Genomic DNA, 20,463 nt, shown 5'->3' on the forward strand with positions numbered 1-20,463 from the left:
ACACGACGATCAACGCGATCAGCAGCGCGCTGTGGCTGTTCGCCGAGCACCCGACCGCCTGGACGGCCCTGCGCGCCGACCGGACGTTGCTCCGTTCCGCTTTCGAGGAGGTCGTGCGTTTCGAGTCACCGGTGCAGACGTTCTTCCGCCGCACTACGCGGGCGGTCGAGATCGACGGCGTCACGATCCCGCCGCGGGCTCAGGTGGCGATCTTGTTCGGTTCGGCGAACCGGGATCCGCGCAAGTGGCCGGAGCCGGACACGTTCGACATCGGCAGAGAGCCGAGGGACCACGTCGGGTTCGGCTCCGGCGTGCACGCCTGTGCCGGCCAGGGACTGGCACGGGTGGAGGGCGCCGCGATCCTGTCGGCGCTGCTGGATCATGTGGAGGCGATCCATCTGGCCGGACCGCCTCGACGGCACCTCAACAATGTCATCCGGGGCCTGGGAAGTCTCCCCGTCACCGTGACGTCGGGAGCGTTCCGGTAGCGGACGCCACGGCCGACCGCGAGCTGTCCCGGCCGGGAGTTGTGCGGGGTGAGCCCCCGCCGTGTTCCACGGCCGACGATGAACGAGCCCCCTTCCACGGATCCGCGGAAGGGGGCTCGTTCAGGCGATCCTTGCCGAGGACACCGGCAAGACGTGGGAACGGGTCCGCTCAGACAAGGGTGGTGGCGCGGATGAACGCGACGACCTGGGGCCAGGACAGATCGGTGGCCGCCTTGTTGACCGGGTCGCCGTGCAGTGCGCGGGCTGTGAAGCCGTGCCCGGCTCCGGGGTAGACATGGGCGATGCTCGGCCCGGTGGTCCGCGAGTTCAGGGCGTCCTGCAGCCGATGAAAGCTCTCCACCGGCACCACTTCGTCCGCGCCCGGATAGAGAATCATGGCAGGCCCGGCGATCCGGGCAGTGAACTCGGTGGCATCCAGGGTGTGGTTCGGTGCCGGGGAGCCCGGCACGGTGGGGTGATAGGCGACGACGTTCGCCAACCGGCTGTCGCTTCCGCCGAGAAGCAGCGCGAACCGGCCGCCGATGCACCAGCCGATCACACCGACCTGTCGGCAACCCAGCTCGTCAAACATGTGGTCGAGCAGCTTGCCCATTTCAGTCAGGCTGGACTCGTCATCCAGCTCCGACGCCCACTGAAACTGGGTCTCCATCTCTGCCGGGTCATCGCTGCCGGGCCGACCGCGCCACAGGTCCCAGGACAACGCGTTGACTCCGGCGGCGGCCAGGCCGTCGGCGAACTCGCGCAACTGCGGGGAGATCCCGGTGATCGACGGCAGCAGCAGCATGCCTCCTGTGGAGGCCTCGCGCGGGCGGGACAGATACGCGTTCAGCCCGGCCACGGTGATGTCCTCGCCGGTACACGGCACGTCGGCTGCGCTGGGGGCGGTGGGGGCACTGATCTCGTTGGCCATGTTCTCACTACTCTCTACCGAGCTTGACAAGAAATCTTCAGTCAGTGGGGCGCTCTGGGGACTCGAAGGAGGCCGTCCACCAGACCCGTCAGGGCCGGGCGGTGACGCGGCGGACCGGACGGAGCGGATGAGCGAGGCGGTCGCGCCGGCCGGCGGGGGTGCGGCCGGTCGGACCGGACGAGCGGGAGCGCAGTGGCAACGTGGGCGGCACTCCAGGAGAGACCGCAAGGCCGGCGCGTTCGTCGTCCTCACGCGTCCGGCGCTCCCACCAATGGTCAGGGGAAGCGGATCGAAACGTGTTCCGGGCGTAGTTCGGTGACGCTGTTGACCCCGAGCAGTGCCATGGTCTGGACGACCTCACGCGACAGGATCTCCACGGCCCGAGCGACGCCGCGCTGACCGCCGGCCATCAGGCCGTAGAGGAAGGCACGACCCACCAGCGCGGCGTCGGCGCCCAACGCCAGGGCGGCCACGATGTCGGCCCCCGTCGTCATACCGCTGTCGACCAGGATGTCGGCCCGCCCGTCCAGCCGCTCGCGCACTGCCGGGACCAACTCGACGGGTACGGGGGCGCGGTCCAGCTGTCGGCCGCCGTGGCTGGAGAGCACGACACCGTCCGCTCCGGCGTCGACGACCCTCTGGGCATCGGACACCGACTGGATGCCCTTGACCACGAGGCTGCCCTGCCAGTGGCCGCGGAGCCACTCGAGGTCGGCCACCGTTATGGCGGGATCGAAGACACGGTCGATCTGGTCGGCGACCGTGCCCTCGGAGGCAGCCACGTTGGCGAAGGTGAGTGGCTCGGTGGTCAGCAGGTCGAACCAGTAGCGGGGATGAAGGGCTCCGTTGACGAAGGTGCGCAACGTGAGCTGCTGCGGCACGGTGAGCCCGTTGCGCACGTCCCTGAGCCGAGTCCCGGCAACCGGGGTGTCCACGGTGAGGATCAACGTGTCGAACCCAGCGGCGGCCGCACGGTCGACCAGTTCCTTGACCCGGCCCCGATCACGCCAAAGAAACAGCTGGAACCACTTCCGCGCCTGAGGGCCGGCCGCCGCGGTGTCCTCGATCGAGGTGCTGCCCATCATGGAGAGGGCGTAGGGAATTCCGGCCTGCTCGGCGACGGCGACGACGGCTCGTTCCCCTCCGGTGTGCATCATGCGCGTCAGACCGGTGGGAGCGAACGCGAACGGCTGAGTGGACGGCTTGCCGAGGATCATCGTCTCCGCGCTCACATGGGAGACGTCGCGGAGCGCCGAAGGATGGAACTCGAGGCGCCGGAACGTGTCACGAGCTCGACGCAGTGCGAGTTCACCCACGCCGGCCCCTCCGTCGGCGAAATCGAAGACCGCCCTGGGCGCCCGTCGTCGCGCGAGGGCGCGAAGGTCGGCGATGGAGGCCGCTCGCGCCAGCCCCCTCTCCGTCCCGTTGAGCCGGATCGGAGCGGGGCGCAACAGCTCACGAAGCTCGGCTGGGCGTGGCAACCGACGGTGCATCTTGGCGGTCAATGCGATTCATCCCTTCTGTCACCATGTCCAGGGCGCATCACGTGCGATGCGCCGGCCCCCGAGTCCTGATCACTGTCTGCCGCGCTTGCGGTCATCCCTCAAACCAGCAGGTGGGCAATGCTCTTCAGCCCCTCGCTGACGATGCGGGCGTCGACGTCCCCATGGGCTCCGCCCACCCCGATGCCGCCGATGACTTCGCCGTCGTCCGTGACGATCGGGAATCCCCCCGGCACCGGGTGCAGCTGGCTGTCCACCAGATGGGGCGGGCACCCCTGCAGTACCGGCTCGGCGGCGAACTTGGCGAAGTCGGCGGTCGACACGCCCATCACCGCGGACGTGTAGGCCTTGAGCCGAGAGGTCTCGACCGCGATCTTTCCGGCGCCGTCGTCGGCGAGTATGACCTTCGTGACTCCGCTGCGGTTGGTCACGGAGACGCAGGCTCGGGCTCCCTCGGCACGCGCCGCGGCGAGGACCGCCTCGGCTGCCCGGTGCGCGATCTCGTAGCTCAGCGGTTCCCTCATGTCGTTCCCTTTCCAAGGGCGTCGCCGGATTCACGTCCGGCCTTCTGTTCACTGACGGGCCGTCAGGCCGCATACGTCTCGGCACCGACGGTGACGGTGGCGTTGTCGTGGAGCCGCCGGAGGCCGGCCGGGACATTGATGCACTGACGCATCGATCAGTACGCGGTTGGGTTCGCGCTCACGGCGAGAGTCCGCGGTCGGCACGCTCTCCGAGGACGACGCACAGACGGCTCGGGCGCGGTCAGGCAGGGCCTGATCGCCCACCCCGCCTCCGCGTCACCAACAACGTAACACCGCCAATCGCCTCGATGAGCAGCTCTGACAAAATTTTGTCAGAACTCTGGGTGACTGTCGGTGGTGACGTCTGGGGCCGGGCCGAGCCGAGCCGGACAGCCGGTGACCCGAAGTGCGGGTGGCCGTGACCGTTACCCCGGCACCTTGGCGCCGCTCCTTCGATCTCGTGAGCCACCGACGCCGCGAAATCGCTCTGACAAACTTTTGTCATGGGTATTAATCGAAGCGACATCTCGGTGCTACGTTGCCGATCAGGCACAGATGGGCGGCTGCCAAGGACCGCCCGACAGCCCCTGCGGGGACCACCATCCTCCTCTCCGGTGCGATCGAGCGGTTCCTCGCCCGACTCCCGCACGGAGAGCCCCCGCACGTTCGACGTCAATCGAACCGCGTCTGCAGCTCGCACGGCGGGCGGCACGGCGTCCGAGGCCGTCATGCCTCGAACCAGCCCGGTGGTGTGACCGCCACCGTTTCGCTTCCCGTCGTAAACATGGAAGGACAGTGAGATGACCCGGATCGTGGTCGATTTCGAGCGCTGCGAGGGCCATGGGCTGTGTGAGCAGACCGCGCCCGAGGTGTTTCGGCTCGACGACGAGGGCGAGTTGCACCTGACGCGTGACGAGGTGGACGCGGAGCACGAAAGTCTCGTCGCGGCCGCCGTTCGGGTGTGTCCCGTCGCGGCGTTGACGGTGCAGCCGTGAAACGGATCGTCGTGGTCGGTGGGTCCATCGCCGCGGTCACGGCGGCGCAGAGTCTGCGGGCCGAGGGGTACGACGGCCAGGTGACCGTACTCTCCGAGGAGCCTCATCCGCCCTACTCGCGCGTCCCACTCTCAAAAGGCGTACTGGCAGGCCGTGAGTCCGTGGAGTCGGCTCTGCTGCCGCTCCCGAGCGAGGACATCGAGTTCCGTACCGGAGCACGGGCCGTGCGGCTGGACACGCAGGGCCGTCTGGTGACGACAGCGGACGGCAACGACATACCGTACGACGGGCTGGTGATCGCCACCGGTGCCCGGGCACGCCGCCTCAACAGTGACAGCGACCTGGTGGTGCGCACCCTGGACGACGCCTCGGCCCTCGCCGCCCGGCTGGCCGCGTCCCACAGCGCGATCGTGCTGGGCGGTGGCTTCCTCGGTATGGAGGTCGCCGGGACCTGCCGCGCCCTCGGCCTGAAGGTCACGGTCGTCGACCTTGTACCGCCGCTGCTCAGGCTGCTCGGGCCGTGGCTGGCCGATCTCGCCGTCGCTGCCGCCCGTGACCACGGCATACGGGTCCGGGTCGCACCGGACGGCGTCGAAGTGCTCGACGAACACCGCGTGCGCTGCGGGGAGTCGGTCCTGACGGCTGACGTGATCGTCTGTGCGGCCGGTGATGTGCCCAACACCGGCTGGTTGGAGGACGCCGACCTGGCCCTCGACTCGGGCGGCGGCCTCGTCGCCGACGCCTGCTGCCGCGTCGCCCCCGGCATCGTCGCCGCCGGAGACGTCGTGTCTCGCCAGGGCCATAGAACTCCCCACTGGACCAACGCCGTTGAGCAAGGCCGTATGGCCGCGGCAAGCCTGCTGCACGGCGAGTCGGCGCGCCCGTACCGGCCGGACCTCTACTACTGGACCGAGCACTCGGGACTCAATATCAAAATCAGCGGTGAACTCCCGCTCACCGGAACCCCCGAAGTCCTCGCGGGATCGGTGGACGACCGCAGTGCGCTGCTGAGATGGCGCCATGACGGAGGTACGGCAACCGCCGTGGCCGTCAACCACCGACTCCCTGTCATCAAGCTCAAGCGCCTCGGAGCTGGAGCGGCGCCGATCCCCGTAAGCGTCCGTGCGACAACTCAGACGTAAGGGCATGACGATGACTGTTCCGCACCTGGCCCCCTACGATCCGCTCGACCCCGCCCACCATGCCGATCCCGCGGCCCGGCTCGCGGAGGCCCGCGAAAGATCACGGCCGAGGGCCGCGCCGCGATCCCCGGGCACGGGCTGATGGGACGAGAGACGGTCCTGGCCGACAAGCCCGGCCCTCGCGGGGGGGGACCGGGGAGAGGCCGACGGCCGGCTCGTGGGGGTCACGACGTCGCGCAAGTACAGCTACTGCTTCCTGCGGATGCCCGCGCTGCGCCCGATCTACGGCCAGCAGGCCGGACCCGGCACCGAGGTCACCGTCGGCCGGGACAACCCTGGCGGTGCTGAGAGGCGTATCCGCGTCACCGTCGCGCCCGCGCCCTGCAGGGCCGACCACCGGCGCCGCGGCTTTGGATCGGCAATCTGAGAGGGCGTCGGCGGAATCATGCCAATCGCAAATGAACCGGGCCGCAGCAGCACGAGCCGCGTCTTCGCGATTCTGCACGCCTGCCGGCGCAGCGCCACCCCGCTGACGCTCACGGAACTCGCGCGCCGGTCGGGGATCCCGGCGGCGACCGCCTACCGGCTGACCCGCGAGCTGATGGCCGAGGGCGCCCTGGAGCGGAACGAGGACGGCAGCCTGCAGATCGGGATCGGGCTGTGGGAACTCGGCTCCGCCGCACCGCGACAGCGAGACCTGCGCCACGCTGCGCGCCCGGTCATGCAGTCGCTCGCGGGCCATACCCGCACAGTCGTCCAACTGGCCGTCGCCGGCCACCACGAGGCCGTGTGCGTCGAGAAGATCATCGGGTCACGGGCGATCGTGAATGTGGCGGAGGTGGCCGGCGGTCTCCCCCTTCACGCCACCGGCGTGGGGAAGGTGATCCTGGCCTACTCCGATGCCCCGGACGTCCGCGCCGTCCTGCGGGCCGTGTCGCTGCACCGGTACACCGCCCGGACGATCGCCGGTCCCGGTCGGCTGGCAGCCGAGGTGGCCGGGGTGCGGGTCTCACAGGTCGGATACTCGCGGGGCGAACTGACGATCGGGACGACATCGGTGGCCGCACCCGTCTTTGACGCGGAGGGCCGTTTCGTCGCGGCCCTCGGCCTGCTGGCACCGGAAGCGGAGCAGGTCGACCGGCTGGCACCCGAGGTACGCAGGGCCGCCGATGCCATCTCACGGCGCCTTCCGGCCAACGCCTGACGTTCCTCGAGGTCTGGATTTCGATGATCGGAAGGCTCGCTGGCGGCAGGCTGCGAGCCCGGTCGAAAATCGCGGGGTGACAAGGACTACGCCATTTCCCGTGGGGCCGGCCCTGTGAAAAACACCTGGACCACCAGCCAGATGCCCGACCTGGCCGGCCGCACCGCGATCGTCACCGGCGCGAACACCGGTCTGGGGCTCCCCACGGCGCAGGCGCTGGGCAGGGCCGGCGCGCACGTGGTGCTCGCCGTCCGCGACCTCGACAAGGGCAGGAAGGCCGCGGCCACGGTCCCCGGTAGCCATGAGGTCCGCCACGTCGACCTCGCCGACCTCTCATCGGTGCGTCAGTTCGCCGCGTCCTGGGACGGCGATCTGGACCTGCTGATCAACAACGCGGGCGTGATGATGGCGCCCCAGGGGCGCACCAAGGACGGTTTCGAGACGCATTTCGGCACCAACCATCTCGGCCACTTCGCGCTCACCAATCTGCTGCTGCCGCACATCACCGGCCGCGTCGTGACGGTCTCCGCCGCCGCGCACCGGTGGGTGAACGGAATCAACTTCGACAACGTGGACCTCAGCGGCGCGTACACCGCCCGGCGGGCATACGGCCAGTCCAAGCTGGCAAACCTGCTCTTCACGCTGGAGTTGCAGCGGCGGCTCAGCGAGACGGGATCACCGGTGCGCGCGCTCTCCGCGCATCCCGGCCTCGCGGCGACAGAACTGCAGCGCACCCCGAATCCGGCGCTGCGCTTGTTCATGCGGGTGGTGGCGCAGGACGCCGAGGCCGGTGCCCTGCCGACACTCTTCGCCGCGACCCAGGATCTTCCCGGTGCGAGTTACGTGGGGCCGGACGGGATCTCCGGGATGCGCGGCGGCCCGACCCTGGTCAGCCCAGCCGCGGCCGCGAGCGACCCGGCGGCGGCGCGGCGGCTGTGGACGCTGTCCGAAGAACTGACCGGCACCAGCTTCGCCGTGCGTACTGAGCCTCGATCCACCGACGGGTAAGAAGGCATGTGTCCCGTGAGGTGGACGAGTCGCTCGCAAGAACAGTCGGCGTGTCGTGACCGATGGCCTGGCAGCTGCGGGGGTGGCGCTCGCAGCGAACGGTGAGTGGACGGTGTCCGGTCGGCCACGCCGGCTTCCACGAGTGAGGATCTGGGTGGCAGTCGGCGTCGGCGGACACAGCGCGAGACCCAGGTCGTCGCTCTGCGGTCGGCCCAGGAACACGGCTACGACAAGGTCCTGACGTGACGACTCCCCGCTCCCGTGCGTCCAAGCTCCATGGAACTTCTGCACACCCGACTGACCTGTGACGGCCAGACCCGCAACCGCTGAACGACGCGTGCGTGCCGGGTCGTCACCTGCTTCCTCCCCACTCATCCAGCTTGGAGCCCTTCGTGAGTGACTCGACACCGGCCGTGGAGGCGGAGCACTCCTCCGGCACACCCAGACGCTTCGGCCTCATATTCTCCGCCCTCATCGCCGCGATGCTGCTCGGGTCCCTCGACCAGACGATCGTCAGCACCGCGCTGCCGACCATCGTCGGCGAGCTGCACGGCGTGAACCACATGGCGTGGGTGACCACCGCGTACATCCTCGCGGCCACCATCGCCATGCCCGTCTACGGCCGCCTCGGCGACCTGATCGGCCACAAGGCGCTGTTCCTCAGCGGCATCTCCCTCTTCCTCGCCGGCTCCGTGGTCGCGGGCGCGGCGCAGGACATGACCATGCTGATCATCGGCCGCGCCGTACAGGGGCTGGGCGGCGGCGGACTGATGATCACCTCGCAGGCGGTCATCGCCGATCTCGTACCGCCGCGGCAGCGCGCGAAATACATGGCCCCGATCGGTGCCGTCTTCGGCCTCTCCTCCGTCGTCGGACCGCTGCTCGGAGGCTGGTTCACCGACGGCATCGGCTGGCGCTGGTGCTTCTGGATCAACCTGCCGGTCGGCGCCGTCGCCCTCGTCATCGGCGTGTTCGCCCTACGCCTGCCACGCCGGGCCGCCGAGGTCACCTTCGACTACATCGGCTTCGCCCTCATGGCGGCCGCGGTGACCTGCACCGTACTCGTGACCACCTGGGGCGGCACGGAGTACGCCTGGTCCGACCCGCTCATCATCGGCCTGGCCGCCGCAGGCCTGCTGACCTGGATCCTGTTCTTCCTCTCCCAGCGCCGTGCCGCGGAGCCGATCATCCCGCTCTGGCTGTTCCACAGCCGGATCTTCAACATCGCCACCCTGATCGGACTCCTGATCGTCGGCATCGGCATGTTCGCCATCATCGGCTACCTGCCCACATACCTGCAGATGGTCTACGGCGTCAGCGCGACCGAGTCCGGGCTGCTGCTCATCCCCATGGTCCTCGGCATGCTGGCCGCCTCCGTCCCGTCCGGACGGCTGATGAGCAGCACCGGGCGCTACAAGATCTTCCCGATCGTCGGCGCGGTCCTCGTGTGCGTCGCCGCGCTGCTGATGTCGACCCTGGACACCGAGACCTCACTCGTCCTGGTCTGCGTCTACGTATTCCTGCTGGGCGCCGGTGTCGGACTGACAATGCAGCCCCTGACCCTGGCCGTGCAGAACGACTTCCCCGCCTCCGCCGTGGGCACCGCGACCTCCGCCAACAACTTCTTCCGGGAGATCGGCTCCACCCTCGGCACCGCGTCCGTCGGCTCACTGTTCGCCCACCGTCTCACCAACCAGCTCAGCGACCGCCTCCCCGCCGACGCCACCAAGACCGTCGGCGACACCCACTCGCTCACCCCGGCCCTGGTCCACTCCCTGCCGGGCAAGATCGAGGACGCGGTCGTCCTGGCCTACCAGCACGCCCTGACACCGGTATTCCGCTACCTTGTCCCGGTGTTCTTCGTCGGCCTCGTGCTCGCCTTCATCCTCCCGGAGAAGAAGCTCGCCGACGACAACGACCCCGATGCGACGCCGGCCGCTCAGCCCGGTGAGACCGACCCGGACAAGGCTGAGGCGCCGACCCCGACAGGTCACTGATCGGCTTGCGTCAGCCGGAGAACGGCCCCGGTACGGGCGGCTGTCGAAGGAATCCCCCGGGTGAGAGCCGTGAGGGCGGGCCTACCAGGCCTGCCCCCACCGTGCGGGGCAAGGGGGATGGCTGCCACGGCTCTGCGACGCTCGTCCCGGCTACGCCGCGCTCCTCTGCCTCAGCACCGCCACGCCGTCCGCAGACTTCTTCGCAGTCGCATCAGCCCTTCGTTCCTCCGTCCTCTCCTGGCGGCGCTCCAAGCCCTTCCCCGGCTGGCGCGACACGCCCGTCGCCGAGCGCGTCCAGAAACTGCTGGCCGCCGCGGAGCTCCTCGCGGGCAGCACCGACGAACTCGCCCCGTTGCTCGTGCGTGAACACGGCGGTGTGCTCGGGGAAGCGCAGACCGACTTCGCACTCGGTACCGGAGTGCTGCCAGTACACGGCGAGCCAGGTCGAGGAATTCCGCCGCCCCGTCCAGTTCGACGACAAGCAGAGCTTCATCAGCGTGGAGAAGGTCCCCGGGGTGTCACGGCGGCGATCGTGCCGTGGAACATGCCCGTGGTCCTGACGATGATGAGGCTGGCGCCCGCGCTGGCCACCGGCAACACCCTCGTGCTCAAACCCTCGCCGTTCGCCCCGGCCGCCCCGACCTTGGTCCTGTACAAGACCGCGGCCACTCTGCCCCCGGTGTGCTCAACGTGGTCCACGGCGAGGGCGATGTCGGGGCTGCCCTGTGCGGCCACCCGCTGGTGCGGAAGGTGGTGTTCACCGGCGGCACCGCCACCGGCCGTAAGGTCGTCGAGGCAGCGCGAGGTGCCAAGGCGATGGCGAGCGTCCGCTTCATGTCGAAGGGCACCGCAGTGTGCGTGCCGTCCCGCCGGACTTGGCAGGTGGCGCACCCGCGCCGCCGCCGGGCGACTCACTCGCCGTCGAACAGGTACCGCACCGCTGTCTGGGTGAGGTGTCGCACGAAGGCGTCGGTGTCGGCGGCGGGAGCGGCGAAGTCCGGGCCGTAGCCGACCCGCATCATGAGTGAGGCGAAGACCGTGCTGAAGCAGAGGCGCACGGCCGTTTCGGGATCGGGGTGCGTGATCTCGTGCGCGGCGCCGAGGACCACAGCGGTGAACCGGTCCGCCATCTGCGCGGTGTAGGCACGGGCCCGGCGGTAGACCTCCGAGTGGGCGCCGCTGAGCAGCACCATCGGCTTGAGGAACGCCGCGTGGCGCTCGAAGATCCCGGCGAATTCGGCGACGGCCTCGGCCACCAGCGTGCGCGCGTCGAGGCCGGCCCAGCGCTCCTCGCGGTCGAAGACCTCCTCGTCGGCGCGGATGCGGCTGAGACCGTGCTCGTAGACAGCGAGGAAGAGGGCCTCCTTGCTGGTCGTACGGTCGTAGATGGCCCGTGGGGCGACCTTGGCGCGCTCGCAGACGGCCGCGATGGTGAAAGCCTCGTACCCGCCCTCCTCGATGATCGCGGCACCCGCCTCAAGGATCCGGGTCCATGCCTGCCGGGTCCGTTCCTGTCGCGGCGGACGTATGGCGAGCTCGCTGTTCCTGTCCGTGGCTGTCACCCCGCCATTGTCTCCGTGAATCGCCGACATCCGGCTTGCCGATACGCCGTGGAAACCTCGGCGCAACCATTGACAGCGCCCCACCGTGAGTCGGATGCTTCCCGCTAATCGTAGTGCACACTACGGTTTTCCCCTCTCGGGGATGCGAGAACCACACTCACCTGGCCGCAGGCTCGACAACACTCAAAGGAGAGTCCGCTGTGACGCATGCGACCTTGCCTGTGCCCACCTCCGACGTCGACCTGTTCTCCGACGAGGTGTTGCACGATCCGTACCCGGCTCTCCGCCGGCTCCGGGAAGCCGGCCCCGCGGTACGGCTGACCGCCTACGACGCATGGGTCCTCCCCCGCTACGACCATGTCCGCGCGGCCCTGGCCGACCACGAACGTTTCTCGTCCGCGCAGGGTGTCGGCTACGAGGACCAGTTCAACGCCCCGATGAAGGGAAGCGTGCTGGCCAGCGACCCACCGGACCACACCCGGCTTCGGGCGGTGCTGTCCGACAAGCTCGCCCCCAAGGCCCTGGCCAAGCTACGGACCCGGATCGCCGACCTCGCGGACGACCTCGTCGCCCGCGCCGTGGCCAAGGGTGATTTCGATGCCGTGGCGGATCTTGCCGCGGTGTTCCCGGTGACCGTGGTCGCCGACCTGATCGGGCTCGCCGAGGAAGCGAGGGGCCCGCTGCTGTCGTTCGCGGACGCGGCGTTCAACACCTTCGGCCCGTTCAACGCCCGCGCTCAGGCGTCCCTTCCCTTCATCGGCCAGATGTTCGAGTACCTGAACACGGTGATGGTGCCGGAGAACCTCCGCCCGGACGGCTGGGCCGCCGCCGTCTACCAGGCCGCGGACCGCGGAGAAATCGAGCCGGCCTCCGTGGTGCCCCTGTTGTCCGCGTACGTGGTCGCGAGCATGGACACCACCATCAATGGCATCGGCAACACGATCCTCCTCTTCGCCCAGCATCCCGAGGCATACCAGGAGGTGCGCGCGGAACCGGCACTCCTCGGACCGGCGTTCGAGGAGTCACTGCGGCTGGAATCCCCCGCGCAGGGCTTCTTCCGGCGCACCACCCAGCCGGTGGACATCGAGGGCATCTCCATCCCCGCCGACACCAAGGTCCTGCTGTCCTGGGCCTCGGCCAACCGGGACGAACGCAAGTGGGAGCGCCCCGAGGAGTTCCTCGTCCGCCGCAACCCGGTCGACCACGTCGGCTTCGGCTACGGCGTCCACGGCTGCGCCGGGCAGGGGCTGGCCCGCCTGGAGGCGCAGGCGGTGCTCGGCGCGCTGGTGCGGCGTGCGTCGTCGATCGAGCTCGCGGGCGAGCCGGTCCGCAAGCTCAACAACGTGATCAGGGGCCTGGCGTCGCTCCCCGTCACGGTACGCGCGGAAGGGAAGTGAGATGTCCAGGATCGTGGTGGACTTCGACCGTTGCGAGGGCCACGGACTGTGTGAGCAGACCGCGCCCGACGTATTCCGGCTCGACGACGAGGGAGAACTGCACGTGACCCACGAGGATGTGGCCCCGGAGCGCGAGAGCGCCGTCGCCGCCGCAGTACGGGTCTGCCCCGTCGCGGCCCTGAAGGTCCAGTCGTGAAGCGGATCGTCGTGGTCGGCGGGTCCATCGCCGCGCTGACGGCGGCGGAGAGCCTGCGGACGGAGGGGTTCGACGGACAGGTGGCCGTCCTGTCCGACGAGCCTCACCAGCCCTACTCGCGGGTCCCGTTGTCCAAGGGCGTCCTCGCCGGCCGGGCACCCGCGGAATCGGCCCTGCTTCCCCCTCCGGGCGAGGACATCGAGTTCCGCACCGGGGCACGGGCCGTACAGCTGGACGTCCGCGGCCGTGCGGTGACGCTGACCGACGGCACGCGGGTGCCGTACGACGGGCTGGTCGTCGCCACCGGTGCCCGGGCCCGTCGTCTGACCGGCCGCGACGATCTGGCGCTGCGCACCCTGGATGACGCCTCGGCCCTCGCCTCCCGGCTTGCCGGCGCCCGCAGCGCCATCGTGCTGGGCGGCGGCTTCCTCGGCATGGAGATCGCCACGACCTGCCGCGCCCTGGGCCTGGACGTCACGGTGGTCGACCTCGTCACGCCGTTGCTCAGGCTCCTCGGACCATGGCTGGCCGATCTCGCCGTCGCGGCCGCGCGGGATCACGGCATACGTGTCCAGGTCGCGCCGGACGGCGTCGACGTCCTGGGCGAACACCGCGTGCGCTGTGGCGAGCGGGTCCTCGAAGCCGACGTGATCGTGTGCGCGGCCGGAGACGTACCGAACACCGACTGGCTGAAGGACTCCAGCCTGCCCCTGGACGCCGGCGGCGGCCTCGTCGCCGACGCGTGCTGCCGCGTCGCTCCGGGCGTGGTGGCCGCCGGGGACGTCGTGTCCCGGCATGGACGCCGAACTCCGCACTGGACCAACGCGGTTGAGCAGGGCCGGGCGGCCGCGGCCGGCCTGCTGCACGGCGCGTCGGCCCGGCCCTACCAACCCGACCCGTACTTCTGGACCGAGCAGTCCGGGCTCGACATCAAGATCAGCGGCGAACTACCGCTCACCGGGACCCCCGAAGTCCTCGCCGGCTCGGTGAATGAGCGCAGCGCGCTGCTGAGGTGGCGGAATGACGGAGGCACGACCACAGCCGTCGCGGTCAACCACCGCCTCCCCGTCATCAAACTCAAGCGGCTCGGCGCCGGCGTCCCCGCCGCCCGCACGACTCGGCATCGCCCTGTCTTCGGATCCACCACCTGATTCGTCTCCCTGCCGGATGGTCGACGGTCAGCGGCTGGAGTGATGGTCAGCTGTTCACGCAGATCCGAAACGCATCGGTGGGCCAGGGGCAATGCGGTGCCTGCACTGTTCTGGTCGACGGCCACAGGACCGTCTCCTGCCTCTGCCTCACGGTGGCCGCCGACGGGCGCGGGATCACCACCATCGACGGGGTGGGCCGACGGCGACCGCCTGCATCCGGTGCAGACGGCGTTCCTCGACCTCGACGGCTATCAGCGCGGCTACCGCACTCCCGGCCAGACCTGCTCGGCTGTGGCGGTGGTCGAGGAGCAGGCGGCGGGCCGGCCGAGCGCGGTCACCACCGACGTACCGAAGCCGTCCATCACCAGCTCGATGCGAACGACCGACATGCTCGGGCAGCAGTTCCCCAAGGTCAGGCACATGCTCCTGGACGCCAAGGACGACCTGCCCGCCTTCGCCGCCTTCCCCATCTCCCTCTGGAAGAAGATTCACATCCGGGCCCTCAAAGTCACCCGGGTCATCGCCCCACGTGGCACCGAGCTGGCTCCGGCCCGGGTGTTCACCGGTGGGTCGTCGAGCAGAGCTTCGCGCTCCTGCACTGGTTCCGCCGGCTGCGCATCCGCTGGGAGATCCGCGACGACGTCCACGAAGCCTTGCCTGACGTCCATCCCCTCCAGGCGGTCAGCGCCCAGCTGAAGAAGTGGTCAAGGGTCAACTGCAAACCCTGGCCACAAGACGCCTGGGGCGCTGCCGCTGAGGCTGGGCCGCCCGGGCGTCCGGCGGACCGCCGTTTCAGCACTTGGTTTGCGGACGCGTTCCGTCCGAGAGCGTGCCGTCAACGGCGCGTGAGTCCTCCGTCGACGGCGAGGATCTGGCCCGTGATGAATGCGGCTTCGTCGGTGGCGAGGAAGGCGACCGTGTTGGCGACGTCCGCCGGCGTCTGGCGCCGCTTCAGATTCTGCATCTGTACGGTCATGTCGAAGAAGCCCTCGCCGGCACTCTCCAGTGCCTTGGCGGTCGGGACCAGACTGGGGGCGACCGCGTTGACCGTGACATCGTGTTTCGCCAGATTCGCCGCCAGCACATAGGTGAGCCCATTGAGGGCGCCCTTTGAAGAGACGTACGCGACGAACGGCGGCGGGCTCACCCAGTAACTCCCGGACGTTATGTTGATCACTCGACCGGCGTGGGACTGCTTGAGGTCATCGAGAAAAGCCTTGACTGTCAGGAAGGCCCCGTTCACGTTGACCGCGAAAGTCTGGTTCCACTGCTCGAACGTCACGTCGTCGATGTCGGCGAAGGGCACGATGCCCGCGTTGTTCACGACGATGTCGACCCGGCCCAGCGCATACCGGACCTCCGCGGCGAACGCATTCACCTGGCCCTCGTCGGAGACGTCGACTTTCGTGCTGAAGAACCGGCGGCCGTTCCCCTCGACAAGCCCCTGCGTATCGTTCGCGGCGTCCACGTCGGCGACCGCGATGTCGGCGCCCTCGGACGACAGCTTCCGGGCGATCTCCTGACCGATCCCGGCACTACCGCCGGTCACCACGGCAATTCTTCCCGCCAGACGTCCCGCCATGACACAACTCCTTCTTCGCGGGCCGGAGGTCCGCGAGCGTTGCCCGCCCAGCCGCTCCCGGCCCCTCGACCAATCCCCCACGGCCACCTCGGCTTCGGCTGCGGGAGAGGCCGAGCGCCGTCCGCACGGCGAACGATGCCCCTGGCCCCTGCAGCCGGACCGCGGCGCAGTTCTCTGACCGGCCATAGTGCCCGGCTCCCAGTCGCGGCGATACGGGGGATTCCGTTCAACGAAAAGGCCTCCCGCACGCGTCGCCCACGCGTGCGTCGGCGCGCGCAGCGGGGTGGCGCACGGACGCGTGGCGGCCCAGCCGACCTGTGTCCAGCCGAGGCCCCTTCAGCTGCTGGGCTGATCCTCGTCCTGCGCCTCATCGATGCCCCCACGGGGATCATCCGACTCCGCGGCCCCTCCTCGGGGCGCTTCGGCGAGCGCGTAGAGCACGCGCGCCAACTGCTCGGCGTAGCGGTCGAGAAACTCGGGTGAGGAAGGATCCTCACCGGTGACGGCGGCAGCCAACTGCGGCAGCACTTCCGGTGCGATCGCCGCGGCGAAGAACGCGAGCGTCAACGCGCCGGCATCGAGATCGGCGCGGATCTCTCCCTTGCCCTGCCTTTTCCGGGTTTCGGCGACGACGTCGAGCAGACGGTTCGCCCATGCCTCGGGAGGTGGGGGTTTGCCGTCGAGTTCGGCACGGACCAGCGTACGGACGATCGGCACCTTGTCGTCGTGTTCCCAGCGCACGTAGTCCCGGACGATCTCGGCGAACGGCTCCGCGCCACCCATCATGGTCGCGCCCTTGGTGATCCAGCGCTCGGTGAGGGCGTCGTACAGGCCCTTCTTGCTGCCGAAATGATAGGTGATCAGCGAGTGGTTCACTCCAGCCGCGGCGGCGATTCGCTCGACACGTGCCCCCTTGAAGCCGTGCTTGCCGAACTCCTCGTTCGCCGCCTCCATGATGCTCTGGCGGGTGCGTTCCGGATCGTGCCGGCGACGGGGATCGGCCGAGCGCCGATGGCGCTTCCGCTCCCCCGCGGACTCAGGAGTGTGCTCGTCCTTGTCGATCACCTTTTGAATATAGCCCTGCTTTCGGCTCCGCCTGCCCGAGCAGCGGCGGTTCGCGTGACGCGCGCGGTGCCCGTCGCGCACGGGGCGGGTCGTTGGTGTGGTGCAAGGTGCGGATGGCGTTGACGTTGAACCGTTTGCGCGCGTCACCACATGGTTGGCTTTTGGTGAACGGTAGTGCGTCATCCGTTCGCGAGCGCGTCCAGGAGCCAGTCGCGCCGCACGCAGTGTTCCAGCGCGAAGGAGTCGGCCAGCGCGAGCACGTCGTCGTCACCGAGGCCTCGGAAGAGTTCGGCGTACTCCTGGACCAGCGGCTGGCCGAGCAGGATGTGCCGGACGATGATCTCGATCCACTGGCGGGTACCGAACGGGTACGGAGAGAAGCCCGGGAACTCGTCGGCGACAAGCTGTTCGAGCGGCTTGGCCGCCTCGCGGATGTCGCCGTCCGGGGAACCCCAGGCCTCGGCGCCCAGGCGGTGTTTCTTCGCCATGAACTCGGCGAAATGGCGCTGGTACGGGCTGCCCGGGGCAAGGTGGACAAGTCCTTGGAGGCCGACGTCCTTGTACGTCCAGATCGACCAACTGGCCTCGTGCCGACGGTAGATCTCCAACTGGTCGGCGAGCAACTGCGCGCACTGTTCGTCCCGCGCCGGGTCGCCGGTGTACACCGGGCCGAACTCGCCGATCCAGATGGGGGTGCCGGTCTTGCGCATGTACGCGGTGCGGCGCAGGAATACGTCCTCGACGTGCTCCTTGTCGACCCAGATCCCGTCCGTGCGACCGGGGTAGCCGCCAGTGCGGGCGAAGCCGGCGCGCGCGTAGTCGTGGCAGGTGTAGACGGTGTTCTCGATGGGTTCGCCGAAGAGGTCGAACTCGGTGGAGTAGCGATTGCCGTCGAGGAAGAGGATGTGGTGTGGATCGATCGAGCGAATGGCTGCGACGAGGCGGTCGTAGAAGGCGGGCAGCACGTGCCCGGACTCGTCGGCGGGCTCGTTGATCGGGTTGTATCCGGCCACCCAGGGGTTGTCCTTGTACCGTTCGGCCATGACCTCCCACAGGTGCACGACCCGGTCCTGGAAGTGCCGGTGGTCCCAGAAGGACGGCAGGTGGGTGGGGTTGTCGGAATGCCATTGGTGGTTCTGGGCGCCGGGCAGGGAGTGCAGGTCGATGACGGTGTAGATGCCGTGTCGTCCGCACAGTTCCACCACGCGATCGAGTTGTGCGAAGCCTTCCTCGCGGATCTCCAGCGGGTGGGCGTCGTCCTCGAAGTGGCGGTAGTTCACCGGCAGGCGCAGGCAGTTGACGCCCTTGGAGGCGAGCAGCGCGGCGTCGGCCTCGTCGAAGAAGACGGTCAGCAGCCGGTCGAAGAACAGCTGATACCGGCGCTCACCCAGGACCTCCCGTACCGCGGAACGCATGGCGGATTCATTGGAGGGGTAGCCGGTGATGAAGTTCTCCATGTTCATCCAGCCGCCGAGTCCGGCGCCACGGAGCCGGACCGGGGTGCCGTCCCGGGTTTCGAGCCGGGTGCCGGAGACCTTCAGCAGGGGGTCAGGGGGATTGCGGTGGGAGGCCGGAGTGCTGAGGTCGGAGGCCATTGAGGCGGTCCCTTCGTGGTGTGGTGACGGGCGGGGTTTCGTCGAGGCCGGCCTCGGTCCCCGGGCCAGGGGAGGGGCGTCAGGAGGGGCAGCTGTCTCAGGCCGAGGGCGTCTCCTCGTCGGCGGTGACGAAGATCCGCACGTCCCAGGCACCGAGTCGCAGTGCTGTGCCGGCGGGTGCGGAGGTGCCGTCGAGCACGTCGGAGAGTGCCACCGGTGAAGTGACGTCCATGGGGTCCCAGCTCCAGTTGTGGACGACGTGGACGCGGCGGCCGTCGGGCGAGGTCCCGGTGGTGGCAGTGACCGACGGCGGCAGGTTCCGCCAGCCGCTGCACGGGACGGGTGCCAGCCAGGCGGCGAGTGCCCTGGCGAGGTCGCGGCCGGGAACCGTGCCGACGCAGGTGACCCGGCCCGCGCCATGGTGGCGGGTGGTGACGGCGGGCCAGCGGCCGAAGTGCGGGTGGTCGTACGCGGCGAGCACCTCGGCGTCCAGGGCGGTGAGTCCGTCGACCCAGCGCGTGGCCGTCGCCTGCTCCGGCAGCTCCAGCGGGCTGCCGGGCACCGCGCGCAGCGGGATGTCCCGCACCAGGTTGCTGAACTCCTCGTACTGGACCCCGGCGGCCGTGGTGAGTCGTCCCGGAGCCGGTTCCTGGCGGGCCCGTGCCTCGTGGTCGGCGTAGCCGGTCCGCGGTCCGAGGACCAGGTGGCCGCCCGCGTGCGCGTAAGCCGCGAGCCAGTCCAGTGTCCCGTCGTCAGTCACGTACAGCGCCGGGACGACGAGGACCGGATGGAGGCGCACGGCATCCTCGGGGCTTGGGCCGGGGGCATCGCCGCGCGGGTCGTGCAGCTGCCGGGCGTGCACCATGCGGACCTGGCGGCCCGCGTCGAAGGCGCCGCGGTAGAAGGGATCGAGGATGCCGTGGTAGGCGGCCGGATCGGGTTCGCCGTTCCGCTTCGCCAGGGGCGGGTACGTCTGCATCAGCCACTTGCTGGGCGTCGAGTACACCATGGTGATGTCGGCGTCCGGCTCGATGCCTGCGACCAGCGGGCCCGCGGTTTCGAACTCGCCTCCCAGGCGGGCCAGTTCGCCGTACACGCGGCCAGGCCTGCCGCTGTGCGGGAGGATGCCGCCCACGTAGGTCTCGGCGCCGAAGTGCAGGGTGTGCCAGTGCCAGTACTCGATCATCCGCGCCCCGCGCGCCACCAGCATCCATGCGGCCTGCCGCCACTGGCCGTCGTAGGCGGGGCGGTTGTCCCAGGGGCCGCCGATGGTGGCCGCGTTGGTCTCGGTGACCAGGAAGGGGGCCTGGCGGGAGGAGTACATCCGGTCCGCGATCTGGGATATCGACCAGGCGCCGGTGGTCTTGTTGTGCTCGGCCTCGCGCTCGTCGGGCAGCAGCAGGGCGTCCTGCATGGCGTAGTACGGGTTGCCCGCGGCGATGTCCAGGTCCGCGTTGAGCTCGTGGTCCTCCACCCCCGGGCGGGGATAGGAGACGCAGGTGGTGACGAACTGCTCGGGGAGGGCGTACTCGCGGGTGATGCCCGCCTGCCAGGCGATGAACTCGGTGGTCTGCCTGGCCTGGAACTCCCGCCAGGCGACGTCGTACTGCGGCTGGGTGTTGCCGTCCGGCGCCCACAGGTCGGCCCAGGTGGTCAGGCGGTGCGACCAGTAGACCAGACCCCACTCCCGGTTGAGGGTCTCGACGTCGCCGTACTTGTGGCGCAGGTGGTCGGTGAAGCGCTGGAAGACACCATGGTTGTGGAAGAGCTCCAGGCCGGGCTCGTTGTCCACCTGGAAGCCGATGACCGCGGGGTGGCGGGCGTAACGGTCGAGGATGCGGCGAATGACGCGTTCGGCATGGAAGAGGAAGGCGGGGTGGGTGTAGTCGACCTCCTGACGGGCTCCCCAGCCGATGCGCTGACCGGTGGCCCGTTCGCCGCAGATCTCCGGGTACTGCCGGGCCAGCCACGGCGGGACCGCGTAGGTCGGTGTGCCCAGGATGACGGAGATCCCGCGTTCCCGGGCGCCGTCGAGGACGGGCTGAAGCCAGTCGAGGTCGAACGTTCCGTTCTCCGGCTCCCAGGTCGACCAGACCGACTCGCCGACCCGGATGACGGTGAAGT

Annotated in this window: 19 protein-coding genes and 3 pseudogenes; 14 read left to right on the forward strand and 8 right to left on the reverse strand. The window is 69.4% G+C overall.

All coding sequences use genetic code 11. The features are described from left to right. The coding region (locus tag JF597_RS02025) for a cytochrome P450 (protein ID WP_293987751.1) at positions 1 to 488 on the forward strand (488 nt) is incomplete at its 5' end. Between the two features lie 169 nt (positions 489 to 657). On the opposite strand, the gene JF597_RS02030 is transcribed toward JF597_RS02025, so the two are convergent. From JF597_RS02030 to JF597_RS02040, 3 genes are all read right to left on the reverse strand, one after another. Beyond that, entirely contained in the window at positions 658 to 1,419 is a 762-nt protein-coding gene (locus tag JF597_RS02030) for a dienelactone hydrolase family protein (RefSeq protein ID WP_293987754.1), read from the reverse strand. Positions 1,420 to 1,694: 275 nt separating this feature from the next. Then, the gene (locus JF597_RS02035; protein WP_366916369.1) at positions 1,695 to 2,912 is read right to left on the reverse strand and encodes an alpha-hydroxy acid oxidase; all 1,218 of its coding nucleotides are present in this window, start codon (positions 2,910 to 2,912) and stop codon (positions 1,695 to 1,697) included. Between the two features lie 110 nt (positions 2,913 to 3,022). Beyond that, positions 3,023 to 3,445 (reverse strand): heme-binding protein, encoded by a 423-nt coding sequence (locus JF597_RS02040; RefSeq protein WP_293987760.1) that lies wholly within the window; start codon positions 3,443 to 3,445, stop codon positions 3,023 to 3,025. Positions 3,446 to 4,245: 800 nt separating this feature from the next. Here JF597_RS02040 and JF597_RS02045 point away from each other — a divergent pair. From JF597_RS02045 to JF597_RS55430, 8 genes and pseudogenes are all read left to right on the forward strand, one after another. Then, the gene (locus tag JF597_RS02045) at positions 4,246 to 4,440 is read left to right on the forward strand and encodes a ferredoxin (protein WP_030662960.1); all 195 of its coding nucleotides are present in this window, start codon (positions 4,246 to 4,248) and stop codon (positions 4,438 to 4,440) included. Further along, positions 4,437 to 5,582 (forward strand): NAD(P)/FAD-dependent oxidoreductase, encoded by a 1,146-nt coding sequence (locus JF597_RS02050; protein ID WP_293987766.1) that lies wholly within the window; start codon positions 4,437 to 4,439, stop codon positions 5,580 to 5,582. The genes JF597_RS02045 and JF597_RS02050 overlap by 4 nt, the downstream gene beginning before the upstream one ends. 217 nt (positions 5,583 to 5,799) lie before the next feature. Further along, positions 5,800 to 6,009: a hypothetical protein gene (locus tag JF597_RS02055; RefSeq protein ID WP_293987769.1), complete on the forward strand. Its 210-nt coding sequence runs from the start codon at positions 5,800 to 5,802 to the stop codon at positions 6,007 to 6,009. 18 nt (positions 6,010 to 6,027) lie between these two features. Then, entirely contained in the window at positions 6,028 to 6,786 is a 759-nt protein-coding gene (locus JF597_RS02060; RefSeq protein WP_293987772.1) for an IclR family transcriptional regulator, read from the forward strand. 114 nt (positions 6,787 to 6,900) lie between these two features. After that, on the forward strand, positions 6,901 to 7,794 hold the full coding sequence (locus tag JF597_RS02065) for an oxidoreductase (RefSeq protein ID WP_293987775.1): 894 nt from the start codon (positions 6,901 to 6,903) through the stop codon (positions 7,792 to 7,794). 392 nt (positions 7,795 to 8,186) lie between these two features. Next, positions 8,187 to 9,791 (forward strand): MDR family MFS transporter, encoded by a 1,605-nt coding sequence (locus JF597_RS02070; RefSeq protein ID WP_293987778.1) that lies wholly within the window; start codon positions 8,187 to 8,189, stop codon positions 9,789 to 9,791. A 304-nt stretch (positions 9,792 to 10,095) separates the two neighbouring features. Then, positions 10,096 to 10,386, forward strand: a pseudogene (locus tag JF597_RS55425) (aldehyde dehydrogenase family protein); the annotation flags it as partial. 86 nt (positions 10,387 to 10,472) lie between these two features. After that, positions 10,473 to 10,799 carry an aldehyde dehydrogenase family protein gene (locus tag JF597_RS55430; RefSeq protein WP_366916368.1) on the forward strand — a complete coding sequence of 109 codons (327 nt, stop codon included), beginning with the start codon at positions 10,473 to 10,475 and terminating at the stop codon, positions 10,797 to 10,799. On the opposite strand, the gene JF597_RS02080 is transcribed toward JF597_RS55430, so the two are convergent. Next, positions 10,703 to 11,353 (reverse strand): TetR/AcrR family transcriptional regulator, encoded by a 651-nt coding sequence (locus tag JF597_RS02080; protein ID WP_293987784.1) that lies wholly within the window; start codon positions 11,351 to 11,353, stop codon positions 10,703 to 10,705. The two genes, JF597_RS55430 and JF597_RS02080, sit on opposite strands and share 97 nt — an antisense overlap. Positions 11,354 to 11,553: 200 nt before the next feature. Here JF597_RS02080 and JF597_RS02085 point away from each other — a divergent pair, with 200 nt between their 5' ends. From JF597_RS02085 to JF597_RS02105, 5 genes and pseudogenes are all read left to right on the forward strand, one after another. Continuing rightward, on the forward strand, positions 11,554 to 12,750 hold the full coding sequence (locus JF597_RS02085; protein WP_293987787.1) for a cytochrome P450: 1,197 nt from the start codon (positions 11,554 to 11,556) through the stop codon (positions 12,748 to 12,750). A gap of 1 nt (position 12,751) precedes the next feature. Next, on the forward strand, positions 12,752 to 12,946 hold the full coding sequence (locus tag JF597_RS02090) for a ferredoxin (RefSeq protein WP_293987790.1): 195 nt from the start codon (positions 12,752 to 12,754) through the stop codon (positions 12,944 to 12,946). Continuing rightward, complete coding sequence (locus JF597_RS02095) at positions 12,943 to 14,097, forward strand: NAD(P)/FAD-dependent oxidoreductase (RefSeq protein ID WP_293987793.1); 1,155 nt, start codon at positions 12,943 to 12,945, stop codon at positions 14,095 to 14,097. Before JF597_RS02090 ends, JF597_RS02095 begins: the two co-directional genes overlap by 4 nt. Before the next feature lie 83 nt (positions 14,098 to 14,180). After that, positions 14,181 to 14,445, forward strand: a pseudogene (locus tag JF597_RS02100) (2Fe-2S iron-sulfur cluster-binding protein); the annotation flags it as partial. Positions 14,446 to 14,639: 194 nt separating this feature from the next. Next, positions 14,640 to 14,750, forward strand: a pseudogene (locus JF597_RS02105) (IS5/IS1182 family transposase); the annotation flags it as partial. A 182-nt stretch (positions 14,751 to 14,932) separates the two neighbouring features. Here JF597_RS02105 and JF597_RS02110 read toward each other — a convergent pair. From JF597_RS02110 to JF597_RS02125, 4 genes are all read right to left on the reverse strand, one after another. Beyond that, complete coding sequence (locus tag JF597_RS02110) at positions 14,933 to 15,679, reverse strand: SDR family oxidoreductase (protein WP_293987796.1); 747 nt, start codon at positions 15,677 to 15,679, stop codon at positions 14,933 to 14,935. A 336-nt stretch (positions 15,680 to 16,015) separates the two neighbouring features. Then, positions 16,016 to 16,744, reverse strand: a complete 729-nt coding sequence (locus JF597_RS02115; RefSeq protein ID WP_293987799.1) for a TetR/AcrR family transcriptional regulator — start codon at positions 16,742 to 16,744, stop codon at positions 16,016 to 16,018. A 179-nt stretch (positions 16,745 to 16,923) separates the two neighbouring features. Next, entirely contained in the window at positions 16,924 to 18,339 is a 1,416-nt protein-coding gene (locus JF597_RS02120; protein ID WP_293987801.1) for a cellulase family glycosylhydrolase, read from the reverse strand. A 97-nt stretch (positions 18,340 to 18,436) separates the two neighbouring features. After that, positions 18,437 to 20,463 (reverse strand): beta-galactosidase (locus tag JF597_RS02125; RefSeq protein ID WP_293987804.1); only part of this gene is annotated, 2,027 nt, incomplete at its 5' end.

It is taken from the genome of Streptomyces sp. (assembly GCF_019510245.1).
In the GTDB taxonomy this organism is placed as follows: Bacteria; Actinomycetota; Actinomycetes; order Streptomycetales; family Streptomycetaceae; genus Streptomyces.

What these genes read in the sequence shown, in the direction of transcription:
- JF597_RS02045 (WP_030662960.1), top strand. Translation starts at nt 4,246, where the DNA reads ATGACCCGGATCGTGGTCGATTTCGAGCGCTGCGAGGGCCATGGGCTG.
- JF597_RS02040 (WP_293987760.1), bottom strand. Translation starts at nt 3,445, where the DNA reads ATGAGGGAACCGCTGAGCTACGAGATCGCGCACCGGGCAGCCGAGGCG.
- JF597_RS02035 (WP_366916369.1), bottom strand. Translation starts at nt 2,912, where the DNA reads ATGCACCGTCGGTTGCCACGCCCAGCCGAGCTTCGTGAGCTGTTGCGC.
- JF597_RS02090 (WP_293987790.1), top strand. Translation starts at nt 12,752, where the DNA reads ATGTCCAGGATCGTGGTGGACTTCGACCGTTGCGAGGGCCACGGACTG.
- JF597_RS02030 (WP_293987754.1), bottom strand. Translation starts at nt 1,419, where the DNA reads ATGGCCAACGAGATCAGTGCCCCCACCGCCCCCAGCGCAGCCGACGTG.
- JF597_RS02110 (WP_293987796.1), bottom strand. Translation starts at nt 15,679, where the DNA reads ATGGCGGGACGTCTGGCGGGAAGAATTGCCGTGGTGACCGGCGGTAGT.
- JF597_RS02120 (WP_293987801.1), bottom strand. Translation starts at nt 18,339, where the DNA reads ATGGCCTCCGACCTCAGCACTCCGGCCTCCCACCGCAATCCCCCTGAC.
- JF597_RS02060 (WP_293987772.1), top strand. Translation starts at nt 6,028, where the DNA reads ATGCCAATCGCAAATGAACCGGGCCGCAGCAGCACGAGCCGCGTCTTC.